This window comes from Paracoccus methylovorus, from assembly GCF_016919705.1.
Classification (GTDB): domain Bacteria; phylum Pseudomonadota; class Alphaproteobacteria; order Rhodobacterales; family Rhodobacteraceae; genus Paracoccus; species Paracoccus methylovorus.
Window position 1 is genome coordinate 180,583 of sequence record NZ_CP070372.1, and the last position, 19,686, is coordinate 200,268.

Below are 19,686 nucleotides of genomic sequence, written 5' to 3' on the forward strand. Positions count from 1 at the left end.
GCCGCTTCCTTGCCGGAGGATATGACCAGCGGGACGAAGATGCTTGACTGGCGGTTGATACTGCCGGTCTTCCTGGTCGTCAGCATATATGCCGCGGGCATGGCGGCTGTCTTGCCCGTGCTGCCCTTCTATATTCGAGAAATGGGAGGCTCGCCGCTGGTCCTCGGCATCGTCATCGCGACTGAAGCCTTCAGCCAGTTTTCGGCCGCCCCCGTCCTTGGTCAGCTTTCCGATCATTTCGGCCGGAAGCGGATTCTTCTGGCGAGCCAGATCGTCGGGGCCGTTAGCCTTCTGTTGCTTGCAAGCGCACCTAACGTTTTTTTCATCGTGCTCGCCCGCGCGCTTTTTGGAATGACCGCAGGAAACCTGTCGGCCGCCATGGCATACATAGCGGATCATTCGGACCCGAGGAATCGGCGGCAGGCCATCGGCATCCTGACCGGCGGGGTTGGTCTTGGAGGGATCGTCGGCGCGGGGCTTTCGGGCCTTCTATCCGATACGTCATTGACCGCGCCGAAGACCCCATTCGGGGGCAGTGTCATGCTGGCTCCCAGCCAGGCAGCAAAGGTGAAAAGTGGGCCCGGCACAGCTTGTGTTGCGCCATAGCCGGTCAGGAAAGTACCCGCACTGACCCAGCCGGATTGAACGGTCTCTGCCTCAAGAAGCGGCAGGACGACGTGGCCGCCACCGAACACCAGCGCCCCTGCTCGGTAAAAGCTGTCGGCCAAGGCCAGCCCCTGGTTCAGGCTGGCAAAGACCGGCAGGGCTGCAAGCAGCGTGGCAAAGGCCACCAGTGCGGCGGCTCCCAGAGCCTTTGGCACCGGCACGGAGGACCGAGTTTCGTCGACGACCTGTCCGCGCCGCAAAACTGCGCCGGCACCGGTTCCAAAAAGGATGGCCAGCATCATTCCGACCGACCCGGGTGCAACGGCCAACAGCAGCACGGCCGCGACGGCGATGCTGGCTCGCTCACGGTCCGGGCAAAGGCTGCGCGACATCCCCAGCACGGCCTGCGCAACGATGGCCACCGCCACGATCTTGAGCCCATGCAGCAGCCCCTGTGCCAGCGGCCCCTCGATGCTTGTCGCGGTCAGGGCGAGGATGATCAGGAAAACGGCCGAGGGCAGCGTGAATGCCATGAAGGCGGCCAATGCGCCACCCCAACCCGCCCGCATGAGACCGAGCGCGAACCCGACCTGGCTGGATGTCGGACCGGGAAGAAACTGGCAAAGCGCGACCAGATCGGCATAGGCGACTTCGGACAGCCATCTTCGGCGCAGGACGAATTCATCCCGGAAATAACCCAGATGCGCGATCGGACCACCGAAGGATGTCACGCCCAGTTTCAGGAACGCGGCGAAGACCTCGCCGACGGAGCCGATGGACCGGGTAGGGGGATCAGCCATCTTGCCTGCCTGTCGTAGACTGTGCACACCGTTGCGTGCGTGAGATATCGGATTGATGACAGGCAGGAGAATACCCGTCGTAGCCGGAGGATAGCCGATGGGATTTCCGACCGGAATGGGTCGCCGACGCCAACCCTGCGCATCAAACCGCAATGACCGAATCCAACCCCGCACAGACCCGCCTGGCCTCGCGCCCCGCCATTCCCGGCAACGATCTGGATGCTGCGGATCGCCAGCCTGCTAATGGATGTCTCGTCCGAGATGATCAACGCGCTTTTGCCGCTGTATCTGGCCGGAGGGTTGGGGGCCTCGGCGCTGGAGGCGTCCGGGCCTGCCAGCCTTACTCTCGCCGCCGAGTGACGGCTATGGGAACCAGGCTCGCGGCAGCCTCGCGGACACGCTAAGGTTGAAGCGACGCGACAGCTCTGCGCGACCTGCCTGCCGTTCGTCGTGAGTACGAAGTGGCCGAGGCGTCATCGCGCAAAATCGTCGGGGAGGGCGAAAGTCATCTAAAGACATCGCCGCATCGCAGTCGAAGCAGCCTGGAGCACCAGACATCCGGGCATCAAGGGGATCCTCCGGCACCCGGCGCAAGACCAGTAATGCCGGAGAAAATGAACATCGCCCTAAGTTGGGAATTTGTATGCTCACTCTTAGGGCTTTGTCGCGCCGTTTTGGTCAGGCAGCGGCCATTGCAGCCGCCTTGCGCTTAGCATATCGCAGATCACGCTCTGCCTTGCGGGCGACCTCGTCCGCCACGACCCGGGCAATACGGTCGTCCATGGCGGATTTCCGAAGCTCAGTCTCGGCCGTCTTGGCCGCACGCTGCGCTGCTGCCTCCGATTCCAGCTGCTGCTGTTCTTCACGCTTTACTTGCTCGCGTTGCGCGCGCCGCTGGTCACGGGCTTGCGCAACGGCAACACGTTGAGCCAGCTTTGCGGCCTTTTCTGGAGCGGCCGTGGCTTGGGCCGTGCGAAAAGCATCAAGCATGGTTGCTTTGGCGGTAGCGGCATTTCCGCGACGGTCAGAGAATTCTTTGTTTCGCATTTTCTCTCATTGGATGGCCGTGTGTGATGGAGGTAAACGCGCATCAGGCCTGTTTCACGCATTTCCGCTGATCAATTGCCGAAGCGGCGAGCATATCACTCCGGGTTTTTTCAAGCCGCGCAGTGCGAAGCCGAAGCGTCTTTTCCGCACGCGCAGTTGTAATACTATCGTGCTCATTAAGTGCACGTTGACGGGCAAGAAACTGGGTCTGGGTTTTTCCAAAAGCTACTTCCGCCAGTTGTCTTGATTTACTGATTGTCTCGGTCATGGTCACACTTTCGGAAGGCCAGAAGGCCAGAAAACAAAGAGCCGGACAAAAATGCCCGACCCGGTGATTTTGGATTTCGCATGTCATGTTTGGGCTGTACGGCGCGAAAGCCCTGCAAATTAAGCCGCTTGCAGATTGCAGGCAGACATTTTGCCTGACTTGCTGTCGCGCTCAAGATCGTAGCCGATCTTTTGGCCCTCAACGAGATCGTGCATGCCGGATCTTTCAATCGCAGAGATATGTACGAAAGCGTCAGCGCCACCATCATCAGGTTGAATAAAGCCGAAACCTTTGGTGGAATTGAACCATTTTACTGTGCCGGTGGTCATAACGAACCCCTTTATAGCCATTATTAGCTGCAACGCGAATGCGAGGCAGGTTTTCTGAACGATGCTTTAGAGGGGAAAGCTAGCTTGTCTCACCGTATTACGGCGCAGCCACCAGGTTCAACTGTAAATAATCGATACGGAAGACATAATGGTGATCTGGTCACATGTCAAGTTTTATGGGGCCGATGACTTTGGGGCGATCCGAAGGAGTGATGAAAAAGAAAGCAGGTGAGAAAAATATCTCCGTTAATATTTGAACATGAAAACTTGATTGTCGTTATATTTCCGACCTTTGTCTTTTCAGGTATCCTCGACTTACTCGGCTCCCAAGTATTCCGCAAAGGCGGGAAATCCTTCTCCAGCCCATTGAGCTTGGCATCAAACGGCCGCCCGTAGCATCTGCTCAGGCTGAGCGTCAGTTAGGGAATGGCTTTCCGCCGCAACCGCGTAGGAATGTGTAATGCTGCGGCCTTGCCTGAATGCCTCTGATGGGCTCCAAGCATCGTGCTGCGGTCGTGATAAGGAGGTTTCAGCCGCCGCGTCCGCCCCGCGAGCAAAGAGGGTTTGAAGCCGCGGGATAACGACTGGCCGTGCTGAGATTGCTTAATGCCGCGGTTGGGCTTGTGGCAGCGACAATGCCCGTGCTGCCGGAGATATCACACGCAAGCGGTTCCCTTGATCAGACAGTATGTTCGATCTCGAACGCCTGCCTGAAGCCGATCCTGCCAGCCGGGGTGATCTCCAGCGCTCTGGTGCCGGCGCGGCGCCGGATCCAGCCGTGGTCTAGCGCATGGGTGCAGATTGCGGCACCAAGAACGCCGGCCAGATGCGGGCGGCGTTCGCTCCAGTCCAGACAGGGGCGGCAGACCGGGCGGGTGCTGCGCATGTCGCGGTCGGGCGCGAGGATGCCAAGCGCCTGCATCCTTGCCCGGCCGGTCTCGGTCAGCGCGGCGGCATCACCCGCGATCTCGACGGCGCCGCTGGCGCGGAGCGCGTCGGCGATGCTGACGCCAAGGTGGCCGGCCAGATGGTCATAGCAGGTGCGGGCATGGCGCAGGGCCGCGTCCTTTGGGCCGACGCGGCGCGGCGGACGAGACAGCGCGATACCGCCGGCGACCAGCATCACGCTTTCGATCATCCGCGCAACCTCGGCGCTTGCAAGGCGGTGATAGCGGTGGCGGCCCTGCTTTTCGGCAACGATCAATCCGGCGGTTGCCAGCCGCGCCAAATGGCCACTCGCGGTCTGCGGCGTGATCGCGGCCACCTCGGCCAGTTCAGTCGCGGTCAGCGCCCGGCCATCCATCAGCGCGGCCAGCATGGCGGCGCGGGCAGGTTCACCCACGGCGGCGGCGACCTCGGCAATACGGTTGGATGTGGCCATGCGATCCCTCCGCCTGATGCGGAGTCTGCCACAGAAAGGCGGGGAATGCTTCGGCTTTCGCCGAAATATTGCCCCCCGGATTGCGACCATAAGCGGCGGGTCATCATCGAGAGTGTCCCATGAGCCTGTCTTCCCCCTCCTCCCGTCCATTCTTTGGCTGGCATGTCGTCGCTGCCACTTTCGTGCTGGCAACCTTCGGGTGGGGTGTCGGCTTCTATGGCCCTCCGGTGTTCCTCTATGCCGTCGTCGCGCGGACCGGCTGGCCGGTGGCGATGGTTTCGGCCGCGGTGACGGTGCATTTCCTGGTGGGGGCGGTGGTGGTGGCCAATCTGCCGCGCCTCTATCCGCTTCTGGGTGTGCCCGGCGTGACCATGCTGGGCGCCGCGCTGCTGGGACTTGGCGCCGCGGGCTGGGCACTGGCGGCAGAGCCCTGGCAGTTGTTTGCGGCCGTGCTGGCGAGTGGTGCGGGATGGGTCGGCATGGGGGCGGCTGCAGTGAACGCGCTGATCGCCCCTTGGTTCGTCTTGCGCCGCCCGGCTGCGCTCGGCATGGCCTATAACGGTGCGAGCCTTGGCGGGGTGATGTTCTCACCGCTGTGGATCGCACTGATCGCAGCTATCGGCTTTGTGCCGGCAGCCCTGGCGGTCGGGGGCGTCATGGTCGCGGCGGTCGTAACTCTGTCGGTACTGGTATTCCGGCATACGCCTGAAAGCAGTAACCTAGGCGGCACTAGCGATCAATGAGATGGCCTATCGAGTCGGCTCTGAACAAATGAGACAGCCAATGCGTCGCGTTGATAGGGCGTCGCCCGGCGGTGGCGATCGGCAAGACTCGGCCAATGCGGGATCGATGCCTTGAAATACCGCCCCGGCTAGGTCCCGATGGCAAGCGACTGAATCACCTATCCTTGGGGCATCATGTATTCGCAAAAATTCTTCCGTCGCACCGTGCTGCAAACCGCTCTGGGCGGCGGCGCCTTCTTCCTGCTGCCCCGGATCGCGCGCGCGGCCGATAGCATCGCCAGTGATGCCGAGCCGGAGGCGTTCTCCTTCGAGAGCCTGACAGAGCGGGCGCGCGCAATAGCGCAGGCCGCCTATCAGCCGCCAGAGATCGAGGAGGCCGAAATCCTGGAACAGGTGGATTACGACCGCCACAACGAAATCCGCTTTCGCCAGGATCAGGCGCTCTGGGGCAATGAGCCGGCCTTGTCGCAGGTCCGGTTCTTTTTCCCCGGCCGTTATTTCAAGCAGCCGGTCCACATCCATGCGCTCAAGGACGGCATGGCGACCGAAATCCCGTTTTCGCTGGACCTCTTTGACATCCCCGCCGACAATCCGGCAAGTCGGTTGGCCCGGACCGACGGCTTTGCCGGCTTCAGTGTCATGGATGCGGAAACCGGGCTCGACTGGATGGCGTTCCTGGGTGCCTCCTACTGGCGAACCTCCGGCTATAGCGGCCAGTTCGGCCTCTCGGCCCGCGGCTTGGCGATTGACACCGCCATCCCCGACGGTCCCGAGGAGTTCCCACTTTTCACCCATTTCTGGCTGGAACCGGAAACCGATCACGGCATGACCACCTATGCGATGCTGGACAGCCCGCGCGCGACCGGCGCCTATCGCATCGTCTCCCGCCGCGGCGAGGGGGTCGAGCAGGACGTCACCGCTCGCATCTTCATGCGAGAAACGGTTGAGAGGTTGGGTATCGCACCGCTGACTTCGATGTACTGGTTCGGCAAGAACGCACCGCATATCGCGCCGGACTGGCGGCCCGAGGTGCACGACTCGGACGGCCTCGAGATACTGACCCAAACGGGCGAGCGCATCTGGCGGCCCCTGAATAACCCGCCCCATACCATGGCAAACACCTTCACCGCGCCTTCGGTCAAAGGCTTCGGCCTGATGCAGCGCGAAAGAAGTTTCGAGCAATATCAGGACGACGGCGTCTTCTATGAAAAACGCGCCAGCGCATGGGTCACGCCCAGTGGGGACTGGGGTGACGGCACGGTTACACTGGTCGAGCTCAGCACCGATGACGAGATCCACGACAATATCGTAGCCTTCTGGCAGCCTGCTGTCCCGCCTGGGCCCGGCGCGGAATACCGGCTGGACTACCGATTGTCCTGGCTTGAGGATAGCCCACTGGCTGACAGCACCGGGCAGTTCGTCGCAGTCCGCATCGGTGCCGGCGGCGTGCCCGGCCAGCCGCGCCCGCAGGAGACGGTGAAGATCGTGTGCGACTTCACGTCCCCTTCGCTTGAACCCGGCGACAAGCCGCATCTCAACATCACCGCCTCGCGCGGGGTGGTGTCCAACGACGCGGTCTATCCCGTCGTCGGCCGCCCAACCTGGCGCGCCATGTTCGATCTCGGTTTCGGCGGGCCCGAAGAGTTGGTGCCCCGCGACGACAGTCCCATCGATCTGCGTGTCTATGTCGCGAAATCTGAGGATGCTGTTACCGAGACCCTGTTGCTGCAAGTATTTCCCACGCAGTTGCGGGCCCTGCTGGCCAGCAGGCCGTGACCTGGAAGTAGGGCGTCTTAGGATCAGATGGGGTATTCGGCTTGGATCCCACTTCCCGCCCCGGAGTCATGAGGTGCTGCGCTTCGGGCTGATGGTAGAACGCGTTCTGTGTGAAGCAGCCACAAGCATCAGGGAAGGAAGCGCAGCATGAAGCGCCATTTCGGGTTGGGTGCATCGGTAAAAGAGACCTCGATCAGCATCGTTGATGAGGTTGGGGCGGATCTGTCGGGAGCTGAAAGTTATCAGCCACCCGAAGGATATCTCTCGCACTTTGAATGGCGAAAGCGTCCGGCTTGAGAGGGTTGGGCTGGAAAGCCTATGCTTTCTCGAACGGCGAAGACATGCCCCGAAAGAGGTTGCGATGCCAAACCCTAGCCTGTCAGTCTCTGGCTGTCTGTCCGGGCTGATCGCCTTGCTGTACCCTGTGGCGATAGATTTCAGCCAGGGCTGAACGGTTCCCCTGCCCCGTTCCGGTCTGAATGGTCGCCGTCGCTCATTGCAGCGCTGAACCCCACAAACCCCGCTGGCTGCACCTGCACGGTGGCCTTTGGCCGACAGCCAGTCGAGCTTTGCCTGAAAGGAGTTCACCCGATGCCCCAGACCGTCATCCCGGAATATTCGCTTTCCAGGCATTAGAAGGTGCCTTCCCACATCCCGCGCTTTCGGCACAGAGAGGCGCACTTCGCGCCAGCCTCATGCTCGGCCAAGATGCCATTAATCTGCCCTTCACGGTATCTCGTTCGCTTCATCGTCCGTCCTCAGGTTGGAGCGGGCTCTCGTCGCAGAGGGAAGAAAGCGCCCAAGGCAAGCCCACTTCCCTCTCGTATCTATTTGAAATATTTATATATTGCTTAGCACGCCTCATATTGTCCGGCATCAAGGCCGATGCCATTGTCAGCGATCTCTACACGAAACTTGACAGGATTGGGCAGGTTTGAGATGTCGACAGGACATGGCCCGGTCGCTTCATGCCAAGAGCCACCCGGTCCTCGATCGCATAACGTGCGTTGCTTACCGCTTCAAACAGGGGCCCAAGCGCTTGGGAGTCGAGGTTCGACCCGGCCCCATGATACGAGCTGCTGATCTCAGATACGCGACGTGGGAAGGCAGCCGGAAATGATGCAAGTTCGAGAGGCGGGAAAATGGCAACGGAGCTGATGATTGTCCTGACGCTGCTGGCGGCGGCGATTGCAATGTTCGCGCTCAATTGGCCCCGGATGGACGTGGTCGCGATCCTGGCCCTGGTGGCACTGCCGCTCACAGGCATCATTACGCTTGAGGAGTCGCTGGCCGGTTTCAGCGACCCGAATATCATCCTGATAGCGACACTTTTCGTTCTGGGCGAAGCGCTGGTGCGCACCGGCGTCGCGCAACATACCGGCGATCTGTTGGTGCGCCATGCCGGTGCATCGGAAGTGCGTTTGATCGTGCTGCTGATGGCGGCCGTTGCCGGGATCGGCGCATTCATGAGCTCGACCGGAGTGGTCGCGATCTTTATCCCGATCGTGCTGCGGATCGCGACAAATATCGGGGTGGCGCCTGGGCGGCTGATGATGCCACTGAGTGCGGCTGCGTTGATCAGCGGGATGATGACGCTGGTTGCCACGGCCCCGAACCTCGTGCTCGATAGCCTGCTCAGGCGCGAGGGGCATCAGGGCTTCGGCTTTTTCGACTTCACTCCATTTGGGCTGCCGGTCTTGATATTGGGGATCGGCTATATGCTGGTCGCCCGACGCTGGCTCGCCGCCGAAAGCACCGCTACGGACAATCAGCGACCGACGCTTGCCGACTGGATCGCCAGCTATGGCCTGGCCGGGCGCGAGTTTCGTTTGCACCTGACGGCCCGGTCGGGACTCGTCGGCAAACGGCTGGACCAGCTCGATCTTCGTGGAACGGCGGGGATCAACATCCTCGGTATCGAGCGCTCGACCTCTTATGGCCGACGGCTGATCCAGCCGCGGGCCGATACCATATTGCAGGCCGAAGACGCACTGTTTCTGGACGTGTTCGGTGAGGATACGGATATAGAGGCGTTCTGCAACACCTATGACCTGCGCCGCCTGCCTATCTCGGGCCGCTACTTCACCGACCAGGCGCAAGAGATCGGTATGGTCGAACTGATCGTGCCGCCCGGTTCGCCGCTGGTCGGCAGGAGTATTGCGCAGTCGCGGTTCCGGTCGGTCCACGGCCTTGCCGTCGTTGGCCTTCGTCGGGACAATCAGCCGATCGGAGATGTCGATGCGCAGACCGTGCTGCGCGGGGGCGATGTGCTTCTGTCGGTCGGTCCCTGGAGCCGTATCCGGCAGATGCGTCAAAGCCGGGATCTGGTCGTGCTCGCCTTGCCCGGAGAGATCGATGAATTGCTGGAGGCCCCTTTCCGGGCCATTCCTGCCGTCGCCATCCTGGCCCTCGTCGTCATGATGATGATTACCGGCATCGTTCCCAATGTGCTGGCAGCGCTGATCGGCTGTCTGCTGATGGGGCTTTTCGGCTGTGTCGACATGCCCTCGGCCTATCGTTCGATCCATTGGCAAAGCCTCGTGCTGATCATAGGCATGTTGCCGTTCTCGCTGGCGCTTCAGAAGACAGGTGGCGTCGATCTGGCAGCCGAAGCGCTGCGAGCCATGATCGGGGATTCAGCGCCCCGTGCCGCGCTGGCAGTGATCTTCGTGACCACGGCGGCACTGGGCCTGTTCATCTCGAACACGGCGACGGCGGTTCTGATGGGGCCAATCGCTCTGGCACTCGCGTCCGACTTGGGGGTGTCGCCCTATCCTTTCGCGATGACCGTGGCGCTGGCGGCGTCGGCAGCCTTCCTGACCCCGGTGTCCTCGCCCGTCAACACTTTGGTCATAGGTCCCGGTGGCTACCGGTTCTGGGACTTCACGCGGATCGGCTTGCCGCTGGTTGCTATCGTGCTGATCGTCGCGATCACGCTGGTGCCAGTGATTTTCCCGTTCCATCCAGGATGAATTGAGAGCGACTCGTCAGCTTTTGCATGTCGAAACGTACGACTGGAAACGCTCGGTCCCGCGTGACGGGAACGACAACCGGAACTGCCGCCCAAGTGGCTCAAGGGCGCCACTGTCACGGCGAAAATTCGTCCAGCCGCTAGGGCGTCCTAATTCCAATGCATGAGCTATCCTATAGCTTAAAATATCTCGTCGTAATGATCGGCAGAGGGGCGATCCGTTGTGATTGGGATGACATTGATCCTTCGGGAACGGTGACAGGGCTGGACCGCGGTATATCGGTGGTAGAAATGCTGTTCTGATTATACGAAAAGCCACGCCATTTCATGCCCGGCGCTTGATGAGGCGATGATCTTGCGAGACCATATTATTGAGATAGTGGACCTGCATTATCTCGATCAGCGCCAGCAGTCAGAGCATTTCAGCATCCGGTCGATGTCCTTGACGCCTTGGCTTTTCCGGACCTGCCAGCAGCATGGTAGCGATAAACCCGCTGTCCCGGTCCGCCTGGGCTCGTCCATCCGCCAGCATCCGTCAGCGGGCTGCTTCCGCCGACGCACGCTCTGAAAACCGCCGCTCCTTCTTATGCCTAGCCCTGACGCAGGGCGGCAATCAGGTCGTGGAAGCGGTCGCCCTGCACGATGACGTGGTCGCGGAGCGCGTGGGCCGCCTCATCGGCATTGCCCGCGCGGATGGCGGCCACCACCGCGTCATGTTCGGCATATGACCGGCCCATCCGGTTCCTTACCTGCAACTGCATCCGTCGGTAAGGCTGCAGCATCGCATGCAGCCGCGACGCCTCGTGTTCCAGAAAAGCGTTGTGGGTCGCGCGATAGATGCAATGGTGAAAATCCGAGTTCCGGGCGTAATACCCTTCCACGTCGCCTACCTCGGCGCGCTGGCGGCAGGCGTCATGCGCGGCCTCAAGCGCCGCCATCTCGCTGTCCAGAATACGGCGTGCGGCCAGCCTGCCGCAGGTCGCCTCGATCTCGGCCATAACCTCGAAGCGTTCGGCCAACTCCTCTGGACTCCATTCCGTGACGAAGGTGCCGCGCTTGGGCACCACCCGTACCAACCCCGAGGCCTCCAGTTGATGCAAGGCCTCGCGGATCGGGGTGCGCGAGCAGTCGAACTCCCGCTCCAGTGCTTCGGGGTCCAGCCGGGCACCGGGGGCGTAAACCCCTTGCACGATGGCGTTTTCCAACGCGTTGCGGATGCGCAGCGTGTTCGGGATGCTCGTCATGGTCGGCCTCATGCTCATGCGGGTCAGCATATCCCGCGCAGCAGCATTTATCCATCCGATCTTCTGTTATATACATCATGAACAGACAAATGTATAACAGCGGCGGGAGGGGATTCGCGCCGGGCGCGTGTCCAAGGAAGATTGCAAGGAGGAGGAGCCGCGCATGACCCCACATTTTCTATCAATTTACGCCTTGGTCGCGATGTTTGTCATCGCCACCATCTGGCCGATCAATATGGGTGTACTGGCCTTTGTCGGTGCATTTCTGGTCGGCACGCTGTTGGCCGGACAAAGCACCAACGACATCATCGGAGGCTTTCCGGGCGGACTGTTCCTGACGCTGGTGGGCATCACATGGCTGTTCGCCATCGCGCAGAACAACGGCACCATCGACTGGCTGGTCCGCATGGCTGTCCGCGCCGTCAAGGGTCGGATCGCCGCGATTCCGTGGATCATGTTCGGCATCTCGGCCATGCTGACGGCGGTGGGCGCGGTCAGCCCCGGCGCCGTCGCCATCGTTGCGCCCATCGCGCTTGGTTTCGCCTTCCGCTATCACATCTCGCCCCTGCTGATGGGTTTGATGGTGGTGCATGGCGCGCAGGCTGGGGGCTTTTCGCCTATCAGCATCTATGGCGGCATCACCAATGGCGTGGTGGAAAAATCGGGCCTGCCGCTTAGTCCGATGACCACCTTCGCGGCCAGCTTCACCGTGAACGCGGCGGTGGCCCTGATTCTGTTCATGGTGCTGGGCGGACGCGCGCTGATGCAGATGCGTCAGGAAATCGAGCCGGTCATCGTCCCGCATGTCGAGATCACCCGCGCCGCCACTGGCCCGCAGATATTCGGCGACAGCGAGGCCGAGGCAATCAGCCCCCGCATCGGACGCGAAGGCGGCGGCCATTCCAACAAGTTGGTCGACGAGGTCAATGAGGGCGACCATCCCGACGGCAACCTTTACCAGATCGTGACGCTGGCGGGACTTGGGTTGCTGGCGGTTCTGGTTCTGGCCTTCAAGCTGGACATCGGATTTATCGCGCTGACCATCGGCCTGGCTTTGGCACTTTGGGCGCCGACCATGCAGAAACGCGCCATGGCGCAGGTCGCCTGGCCCGAGATCATGCTGATTACCGGCGTTTCAACCTATGTCGCGGTGATGGAGGGGATGGGAACCATCGACTTTGTCGGCGACAGCGTAGCCGGCATGGCCTCGCCCCTGCTGGCGGCACTGATGCTGTTCTTCATCGGCGCGGTGGTGTCTGCCTTCGCATCTTCGACCGCGGTGCTGGGATCGTTGATCCCGCTGGCCGTGCCTTTTTTGCAGGGCGGCACGGGCGTCAGCGCCATCGGCTTTATTGCGGGCATGGCCGTCGCATCGACCATCGTGGATGTCAGCCCGTTTTCCACCAACGGGGCGCTGGTTCTGGCCAACGCGCAGGGTGTGGACAAGCAGGCCTTCTTCCGCAAGCTGCTGAACTATGGCGCTCTGGTCACGCTGATCGCGCCGGTCGTCCTGTGGCTGATCTTCGTCGTGTTGCCGGGGTGATCCCGGCAACCATCCCCTGAACCAAGGAGGTCGTGATGAAAACCCAAAGCCCGCGCGCCGGTCGCCCTGCCTTTCTGGGTGAGCTGTTCGAGACCCTGACCGAACGCGGTCGCCGCCTGTTGTGGCGCCGCGACAGCGGGGACGCCCCGCAGCCACCCGAGCTGGCCGAACTGGCCGAGGCGCTGTTGTCGCGGCAGGGCGAGGCATCGGGTGTGGCGCTGGCGAGCGGGCTTTTGTCGGCCTTCGATCATGCAGGGAGGGACGCACGGCTGGGCTTTCTGCGGGTGCTGGCCGAACGTTTCGGGCCCGATCCGATGGCGGTCAAGGCAGCCCTCGCCACCATCAAGCACGACCCATCGGCGCTGGAAGCCCTGCACTCCGCCTCCGAACCGCGCCGGCAGGAACTGATGCGCCGCCTGAACCTTGCCCCAGGCGGCACGGCCGCTCTGGTCCGGATGCGCGAGGATTTGCTGTCCCATCTGCGCGACGACCCGTCGCTGCGCCGCGTGGATGACGACTTCGCGCATCTGTTCGGGTCATGGTTCAACCGCGGCTTTCTGGTGCTGCGGCATATCGACTGGAACACGCCCGCCGCAATCCTTGAAAAGATCATCCGCTATGAGGCCGTCCACGCCATCCAGAACTGGGACGATCTGCGCAATCGCCTGCAACCGACCGACCGGCGCTGCTATGGATTCTTCCATCCGCAGTTGGTCGATGAGCCGCTGATCTTTGTCGAAGTGGCGCTGACGAAATCCATTCCCGATGCCGTGGGCGAACTTCTGGACCTGAAACGCCAGCCCATCGAGGCCGATGAGGCCACAACCGCCGTCTTCTATTCGATCTCGAACACGCAGCGGGGCCTGGCTGGGGTCTCGTTTGGCAACTTCCTGATCAAGCAGGTGGTCGAGGAGCTGAAGGCGGAACTGCCCAATATCCGCACCTTCGTCACGCTGTCGCCCGTGCCGGGCTTTGCGGCCTGGCTTGCCGCGCAGCGCAAGGACGAAGGCTCGGACATGATCGGCGCCGACCAGCGCATTGCCTTTGCCCTGCTGGACGAACCCGGCTGGCACAAGGACACCGAGAAGGCCGCAGCCCTGCGTGACCCCCTGCTTGCTGCCTCCGCCACCTATTTCCTGCGCGCCCGCGATGCCAAGGGCCGTGTCCCCGATCCCGTCGCGCGTTTCCACCTGGGCAATGGCGCGCAGCTTGAGCGGCTGAATTACCTTGGCGATGTTTCGCAGAATGGGCTGAAACAGGCGCATGGACTGATGGTGAACTATCTTTACGACCTCGACCGGATCGAGGTGAACCACGAAGCCTTTGCCGAACGCGGCACGGTTGCCGCCGCCCAAATCGTCGCGCGCGCCTTGCCGAACACGAACTGAAAGGAACCATGATGAGCGACAATCTTTTCGACATCCTCGCGCGCGGCATCCCGGACCCCGCAGCCACCGCCATCGAGACTCTGTCGGGCGAACGTATCAGCTATGGCGACCTGATCGCCCGGACCGGTCGCATGGCGAACGCGCTGGCAAGTCTGGGCGTGCAGCCCGGCAACCGCGTGGCCGCTCAGGTCGAAAAATCTGTCCAGGCGATCATCCTGTATCTGGCGACCGTGCGGGCGGGCGCGGTCTTTCTGCCGCTGAACACCGGCTACACCCCCGCCGAGATCGAATATTTCGTGGGGGACGCCGCGCCAGCGATCTTTGTCTGCGACCCGGCCAAGGCCGACCAGCTTGCGCCCGTCGCCGGAAATGCGCGACTGCTGACGCTGGGTGCTGATGGCCAAGGCAGCCTGACCGACGCGGCGACCAACGCGCCCGAGGATTTCGCGACCGTGCCGCGCGCCTCGGACGATCTGGCGGCGCTGCTTTACACCTCGGGGACGACGGGACGCTCCAAAGGGGCGATGCTGACGCATGGCAACCTTGTGTCGAACACCTTGGCCCTGCGCGAGGCCTGGGAATATACCGCCAGCGACGTGCTGATCCATGCGCTGCCGATCTTCCACACGCATGGGCTGTTCGTAGCGACCAACGTGACGCTGTTTTCCGGCGCCTCGATGATCTTCCTGCCCAAATTCGACGTGGACCGCATTTTCGAGGGGATGAGCCGCGCGACCGTGCTGATGGGCGTGCCGACCTTTTATACCCGGCTGCTGCAGGACGACATGCTGAATGCGGAAACCACCGCGGGGATACGGCTGTTCATTTCGGGTTCCGCGCCCCTGCTGGCCGACACGCATCGCGAATGGCGGGCGCGGACCGGCCATGCCATCCTGGAGCGTTACGGCATGACCGAAACCAACATGAATGCCTCGAACCCCTATCGCGGTGACCGGGTTGCGGGGACAGTGGGAATGCCCCTGCCCGGTGTCGAAATCATCGTGACCGATCCCGAAACCGGCGCCGAACTGCCCAAGGGCGAAATCGGCATGATCGAAGTGCGTGGCCCCAACGTCTTTTCGGGCTATTGGCAGATGCCGGAAAAGACTGCCGCCGAGTTGCGCGAAAACGGTTTCTTCATCACCGGCGATCTGGGGCGTTTTGACGAACGCGGTTATCTGCATATCGTCGGACGCGGCAAGGACCTGATCATCACCGGCGGCTACAATGTCTATCCCAAGGAGATCGAAACCGAGATCGATGCCCTGCCCGGCGTCACCGAATCCGCGGTGATCGGCCTGCCGCATCGCGATTTCGGCGAAGGCGTGACCGCGGTGATCGTGGGCAGCACACCCCCTTCCGAAGCCGAGGTTCTGGCGGCGCTGGAGGATCGGCTGGCAAGGTTCAAGCTGCCCAAGCGGGTTCTGTTCATCGATGACCTGCCACGCAACACCATGGGCAAGGTGCAAAAAAACCTGCTTCGCGACCAGTTCCGCGAACTTTACGACTGACACATATTGCCCGGCGGCGCGAATACAAACCGCGCCGCCTTGCGCAAACTCCAACTCTGGATCGGCTCAGCCGCAATTCTGCTACACGGGGCATGATTGTTGCGGGTAAGGGCAAAGGCGGCTTCTAGGGCGTGTTGACAAAAGGGATTCACCGGGCGCGGTGATCGTGATTCAAGCTGGTATCTGCAATGGAGACCAGCGTGGCACGAAACCTGATGTCGAACGACGAGTGGGCGTTCTTTGAACGCTTCATCCTGGCTGTCCGTTCTCCGAACGGCCGCAAGCCCACGAACCATCGGCTTGTTCTGGATGGGATTTTCTGGATCGCCCGAACGGGGTCGCCCTGGCGCGACCTGCCGGAAGAGTTCGGCAAATGGTCGTCTGTCTATCGGCAGTTCCGGCGCTGGACGTTGGCGGGGCTGTGGGAACAGATCCTGGAGGCGCTGAACGAGAGCCGGATCGTGCCGGATGCGCTGCAGATGATCGACAGCACCGTGGTTCGCGCTCATCATCAGGCAGCGGGCGCAAAAGGGGGACTCCGCGCCAAGGTTTCGGCCGCTCGCGAGGTGGCTTCACGACCAAGATCCATCTGCGGGTCAATGCGGCAGGCCTGCCCATGAGAACCGAGATCACGGCCGGGCAGACATCGGACTACCTCGGCTTCGATCTGGTCATGGCTGACAACCTGCCCGAGCCAAGCGTTCTGCTCGCAGACCGCGGCTACGACTCCGACAACATCCGCAAGACCATGGAGGTGCGCGACGTGGTGCCGGTCATCCCCATGCGCAAAACCCGGAAGCTACGGGTCGCCGTTGACCGCAGGCTCTACCGCCTGCGCAATCTCGTTGAGCGGTGCTTCAACAAGCTCAAGAATGCCCGTCGCGTCGCCACCCGCTACGACAAGACCGCCGAAAGCTTCCTGGGCTTCATCGACATCACGTCGATCCGCCTCTGGCTCCGCCATTTGTCAACATGACCTAGGGTCAAAGAGCCCAGAGCAAAGATTGAGTGAACCAGTTTTGATGTAGACCGGAATCCCCCGCAGCAAGACCCCCGACGGCACGGTGCTTGGGGCCGATAATCAGACCGGCCTTTCAGCAACATCAACTTTTGGGATAACCATTTCAGGATGACCAGCCGCGATCAGGCCCATCATGCCATCTAGTCCCCTTCGAAATAACGAATGCCCTTGACCACCAGATCGGCAAGATTGGTCGCGCCAAGCTTGTCCTTCAGCACCAGGCTGACGTTCGAAACCGTCTTGTAGCTGATGCAGGCCCGGTCCGCGATGTCGCGATAGGACATGCCTTCCGTGATCATGCCCAGAATTTCCTCTTCGCGGCCAGTCAGACGCGGGGCGCTTGCCCCGGGGCGCGAGACATTCAGCAGCGCAATCTGCATCGCCAGCCGCGAATCGACGTAATTGCCCCCTCGAGCCACCTGGGCGAAGGCCTCGCAGATTTCGGCGGGCGGGCTGTCCTTGTTGATGATCCCGTTCGCGCCGAACATCAGCGCGCGGCGGGCAAGCACGGGACTGCGATGCATGGTGAACACCAGGATCGGCAGGCCGGGATCGACGCGCCGCAGCCGTTCGATCAGCCGGATTCCGGCCATCTTGTTCTTGCCGATGCTCAGGTCCACGACCATCAGATTGGGCCGGGCCTGCCGCCATGCCCGCCAGCCCTCGGATGCGGACGGGGCCGAGGCGATCTCGCAGGGGACCTTGGTGCGGATAATCCGGCCCCAGCCCTCGGCCACGACGGGGTGATCGTCCACGATCAGGATCTGCAAGGGGCGGGTGTTGTCCGGTGTCGGTTTCAGCGCGGTTTTCATGGGCGGGGCATCCTTAATTCGGTATGGGTCAGTTTGTTGTCCCGCCAAGGCGGCAGATAGGTTGCGCCAAGCGCGCGAGCACGGTCCTGCATGCCGATCTGCCCGAAGCCGGGCGTGGGGCACCCTCCGGCGGGACCGGGTTGCGGGCCAGTCCCGTTGTCGGTGACACGCGCGACGATCTGCTCGGGTCTGCCCGGCATGGTTTCCAGACTGACCCGGACCAGCGTCGGGCGGCCGTGCCGCATGGCGTTCAGGACGCTTTCGCGCACGAAGCGATAGATCGACAGTTCCGCCAGTTCGCCGGGGCTGGAATCCTCGGCTTCGTCCATGTCCAGAACCACGCGGGTTTCCGGCGCGACATCGCGAAGGCCCGCGACCAGTTCGGCCAGCAATTCGGTCAGGCTGGCTTCGCCCAGCAGCATCGGGCGCAGGTCGTTGATTGCGGTGCGGGCGCTTTTCTGGACCTCAACGGCATGGCGGCCAATGGCGTCCAGCGTTTCGCCCAGGGCGGCTGGCGGCTCGGGAAGTTCGGCGGTCATCGCCTGCGCGTGACTGACGGCCGCCTGCAATGCGAAAAGCTGCGGCCCCATCTCGTCATGCAGGTCCAGCGCGATGCGCGAGCGTTCGGCCTCGGAACTGCCGATCAGGCGGGCTTGCAGCAGGTCGTTCTCTGCTCGCTCGGCTTGCAGATGCGAGGCAAGTGCGTTCACCCCCTCGGCCAGATCGGCAAATTCGGTCAGCCGGTCGCCGGGCGCGCGCACCGACAGCCGCCCCTCTCGCATCTGGGCCATGGCGGCCTGCACCGATTTCAGACGCCGCGTCAACAGCGTGGCCGTCAGGAACGTCAGCCCCAACATGGCAAACCCATTCAGAAACAGCACGGGCAGGATGATGCTGAAATCGTCCCAGACCTCCGCGATCTCGTCGGTTGGGTCGGCGCTGACCTGCAGCATCCCCAAGACGTTTGGGTAATGGGTGATGGGGATCGATGCCTCGACCACCGGCGGGGTCATAAGGTCCGAAAACCAGCGCGGCGCGGATTTCTCGGACCGGAACTGACCATGCGCGCGCAACTGCAAGGGCTGGCCGTCGGGGTCCAGAATGCGGGCCGCGACATGCCGCAGCCCGTCGATCTCTTCTGCAAGGCTGATCGCCTCGGCCATGGTATCGCGCCCGCCGTGGCTGGGGGGCAGACGACGCACGAGGGATTCGTGCGCAAGGCGGAAGGCGGATTCGGTTTCCTCCTGCACGGCGTCGCGGGCATTCAGGATAAGAATGGCCGAGACGATGAGGCAAAGCGACAGGCTGACGATGCAGGCCAGCCCCATCACGATCCGGCGCATTGGCACCGTCCGCCATCCGGGCAGCACGCGATCAAAAGACCGGAAGCCGAACTCTTCTACCGGCGCGCTCACCCGCCTTGCCCCATGACGACGGCAGCGGCATCGGCATGGCTGGCCCCATTCGCGCGCAGGATGCGGTAGTGTTGGGCGACGGGACCCAGGCTTTCCTCGGGGGTATCCTGTGCGGGCACCAGATCGGTCATCAGCCGGTCCAGCGGAATATCGGGATATTCCTGCCACAATTGCAGGACGCGGTTGGCGATCATCCGCGGGCTTTCGCGGTAATGGGCCGAAAGCTCGTCCAGCAGCGGGGCAAGCGCATCCGGCGAAAGCCCGGACTCGGTGGCAAGGAAGGTTTGGGGGGCACGGGCGTCATCGACCTCCAGCCAATGCGGGCTTTCCCCGATCGCGGTTTCCCTGGCTGTGGTCGAAGGCAGGGTCTGGTTGTCCTCTTCATAGCATGCGGACAGGGCAAGCAAAATCGACATGCTTGCCGTGTAGCGCCCGAAGACGGTGCCCCGGCAGAATCGCATCCTGCCTCCTCCTGTTTTCTGCGCTGCAGTGATTCGCTGCAGGCGCATCCTCCTGCACTCAAGACTATGCCCGCCTTTGGTATGGGACAACCGCCGCACGCTGCGACGTTGGTCTGGGACTTGCGGGAAACGGGTGATGCATCCCCCGAGTCAGACGGGGGAAAACCCCCGGACAAGTCAGGAAGCACACCCGCAGACAAGGCAGACGGCCGGGTGTCTTAATCACCGTTGCGGCGGTCAGGGTAGTGGAGGCCCGGACCCGCCAAGGGCTGTGACCGCCGGGGCCGAACAGGCGTCCCGGTCCATATCAGACAGCGAGAGGGAGCGAGATCGCTATGATAAGCAATACCCCGAAGGCAAAGGGCGCGTC

The 19,686-nt window shown here is 62.3% G+C and carries 16 protein-coding genes and 4 pseudogenes; 10 read left to right on the top strand and 10 right to left on the bottom strand.

Translation table 11 applies throughout. The features are described from left to right. Nucleotides 1–99 precede the first annotated feature (99 nt). Nucleotides 100–489: pseudogene (locus JWJ88_RS21945) on the top strand (MFS transporter); the annotation flags it as partial. Here JWJ88_RS21945 and chrA read toward each other — a convergent pair. Continuing rightward, nucleotides 396–1,406, bottom strand: a complete 1,011-nt coding sequence (gene chrA, locus JWJ88_RS21385; RefSeq protein ID WP_240200386.1) for a chromate efflux transporter — start codon at nucleotides 1,404–1,406, stop codon at nucleotides 396–398. The pseudogene JWJ88_RS21945 and the gene chrA overlap by 94 nt on opposite strands. Before the next feature lie 219 nt (nucleotides 1,407–1,625). Between chrA and JWJ88_RS21390 the strand changes: the two genes are divergently transcribed. Next, the gene (locus JWJ88_RS21390; RefSeq protein WP_205295609.1) at nucleotides 1,626–1,766 is read left to right on the top strand and encodes a hypothetical protein; all 141 of its coding nucleotides are present in this window, start codon (nucleotides 1,626–1,628) and stop codon (nucleotides 1,764–1,766) included. Between the two features lie 318 nt (nucleotides 1,767–2,084). On the opposite strand, the gene JWJ88_RS21395 is transcribed toward JWJ88_RS21390, so the two are convergent. The 4 genes from JWJ88_RS21395 to JWJ88_RS21410 form a co-directional block, all read right to left on the bottom strand. Beyond that, on the bottom strand, nucleotides 2,085–2,453 hold the full coding sequence (locus JWJ88_RS21395; protein WP_205295280.1) for a DUF6481 family protein: 369 nt from the start codon (nucleotides 2,451–2,453) through the stop codon (nucleotides 2,085–2,087). A gap of 43 nt (nucleotides 2,454–2,496) precedes the next feature. Continuing rightward, on the bottom strand, nucleotides 2,497–2,721 hold the full coding sequence (locus JWJ88_RS21400; RefSeq protein WP_205295281.1) for a hypothetical protein: 225 nt from the start codon (nucleotides 2,719–2,721) through the stop codon (nucleotides 2,497–2,499). A gap of 119 nt (nucleotides 2,722–2,840) precedes the next feature. Beyond that, nucleotides 2,841–3,050 carry a cold-shock protein gene (locus tag JWJ88_RS21405; RefSeq protein WP_205296984.1) on the bottom strand — a complete coding sequence of 70 codons (210 nt, stop codon included), beginning with the start codon at nucleotides 3,048–3,050 and terminating at the stop codon, nucleotides 2,841–2,843. A gap of 679 nt (nucleotides 3,051–3,729) precedes the next feature. Further along, complete coding sequence (locus tag JWJ88_RS21410) at nucleotides 3,730–4,431, bottom strand: helix-turn-helix domain-containing protein (protein WP_205296985.1); 702 nt, start codon at nucleotides 4,429–4,431, stop codon at nucleotides 3,730–3,732. 119 nt (nucleotides 4,432–4,550) lie between these two features. Between JWJ88_RS21410 and JWJ88_RS21415 the strand changes: the two are divergent. The 3 genes and pseudogenes from JWJ88_RS21415 to JWJ88_RS21425 all read left to right on the top strand — a co-directional run. After that, nucleotides 4,551–5,144 (top strand): annotated as a pseudogene (locus JWJ88_RS21415) (hypothetical protein); the annotation flags it as partial. A gap of 204 nt (nucleotides 5,145–5,348) precedes the next feature. Then, on the top strand, nucleotides 5,349–6,950 hold the full coding sequence (locus tag JWJ88_RS21420; RefSeq protein ID WP_205296987.1) for a glucan biosynthesis protein: 1,602 nt from the start codon (nucleotides 5,349–5,351) through the stop codon (nucleotides 6,948–6,950). Between the two features lie 147 nt (nucleotides 6,951–7,097). Beyond that, nucleotides 7,098–7,247, top strand: coding sequence for a hypothetical protein (locus tag JWJ88_RS21425; protein ID WP_205296988.1), 150 nt, complete (start codon nucleotides 7,098–7,100; stop codon nucleotides 7,245–7,247). A 338-nt stretch (nucleotides 7,248–7,585) separates the two neighbouring features. On the opposite strand, the pseudogene JWJ88_RS21430 reads toward JWJ88_RS21425, so the two are convergent. Beyond that, a pseudogene (locus tag JWJ88_RS21430) lies at nucleotides 7,586–7,699 on the bottom strand (IS3 family transposase); the annotation flags it as partial. A gap of 393 nt (nucleotides 7,700–8,092) precedes the next feature. On the opposite strand from JWJ88_RS21430, the gene JWJ88_RS21435 reads away from it, so the two are divergent. Beyond that, nucleotides 8,093–9,922 carry an SLC13 family permease gene (locus tag JWJ88_RS21435; RefSeq protein ID WP_205296989.1) on the top strand — a complete coding sequence of 610 codons (1,830 nt, stop codon included), beginning with the start codon at nucleotides 8,093–8,095 and terminating at the stop codon, nucleotides 9,920–9,922. A gap of 589 nt (nucleotides 9,923–10,511) precedes the next feature. On the opposite strand, the gene JWJ88_RS21440 is transcribed toward JWJ88_RS21435, so the two are convergent. Next, entirely contained in the window at nucleotides 10,512–11,165 is a 654-nt protein-coding gene (locus JWJ88_RS21440; RefSeq protein WP_205296990.1) for a GntR family transcriptional regulator, read from the bottom strand. 163 nt (nucleotides 11,166–11,328) lie between these two features. Here JWJ88_RS21440 and JWJ88_RS21445 point away from each other — a divergent pair, with 163 nt between their 5' ends. The 4 genes and pseudogenes from JWJ88_RS21445 (at nucleotide 11,329) to JWJ88_RS21460 (ending at nucleotide 16,583) form a co-directional block, all read left to right on the top strand. Further along, a complete protein-coding gene (locus JWJ88_RS21445) occupies nucleotides 11,329–12,708 on the top strand; it encodes an SLC13 family permease (RefSeq protein ID WP_205296991.1) in 1,380 nt (459 codons plus the stop codon). 35 nt (nucleotides 12,709–12,743) lie between these two features. Continuing rightward, complete coding sequence (locus JWJ88_RS21450; RefSeq protein ID WP_205296992.1) at nucleotides 12,744–14,096, top strand: malonyl-CoA decarboxylase; 1,353 nt, start codon at nucleotides 12,744–12,746, stop codon at nucleotides 14,094–14,096. Between the two features lie 11 nt (nucleotides 14,097–14,107). Beyond that, the gene (locus JWJ88_RS21455; protein WP_205296993.1) at nucleotides 14,108–15,607 is read left to right on the top strand and encodes a malonate--CoA ligase; all 1,500 of its coding nucleotides are present in this window, start codon (nucleotides 14,108–14,110) and stop codon (nucleotides 15,605–15,607) included. 215 nt (nucleotides 15,608–15,822) lie between these two features. After that, nucleotides 15,823–16,583 (top strand): annotated as a pseudogene (locus tag JWJ88_RS21460) (IS5 family transposase). Nucleotides 16,584–16,768: 185 nt separating this feature from the next. Here the strand turns inward: JWJ88_RS21460 and JWJ88_RS21465 are convergent. The 3 genes from JWJ88_RS21465 to JWJ88_RS21475 are packed head-to-tail and all read right to left on the bottom strand — an operon-like array spanning nucleotide 16,769 to nucleotide 19,316. Continuing rightward, nucleotides 16,769–17,440, bottom strand: coding sequence for a response regulator transcription factor (locus tag JWJ88_RS21465; protein WP_205296994.1), 672 nt, complete (start codon nucleotides 17,438–17,440; stop codon nucleotides 16,769–16,771). Further along, the gene (locus tag JWJ88_RS21470; RefSeq protein ID WP_205296995.1) at nucleotides 17,437–18,855 is read right to left on the bottom strand and encodes a LapD/MoxY N-terminal periplasmic domain-containing protein; all 1,419 of its coding nucleotides are present in this window, start codon (nucleotides 18,853–18,855) and stop codon (nucleotides 17,437–17,439) included. The genes JWJ88_RS21465 and JWJ88_RS21470 overlap by 4 nt, the downstream gene beginning before the upstream one ends. After that, entirely contained in the window at nucleotides 18,852–19,316 is a 465-nt protein-coding gene (locus JWJ88_RS21475; RefSeq protein WP_205296996.1) for a protein moxZ, read from the bottom strand. The genes JWJ88_RS21470 and JWJ88_RS21475 overlap by 4 nt, the downstream gene beginning before the upstream one ends. Nucleotides 19,317–19,686 lie beyond the last annotated feature (370 nt).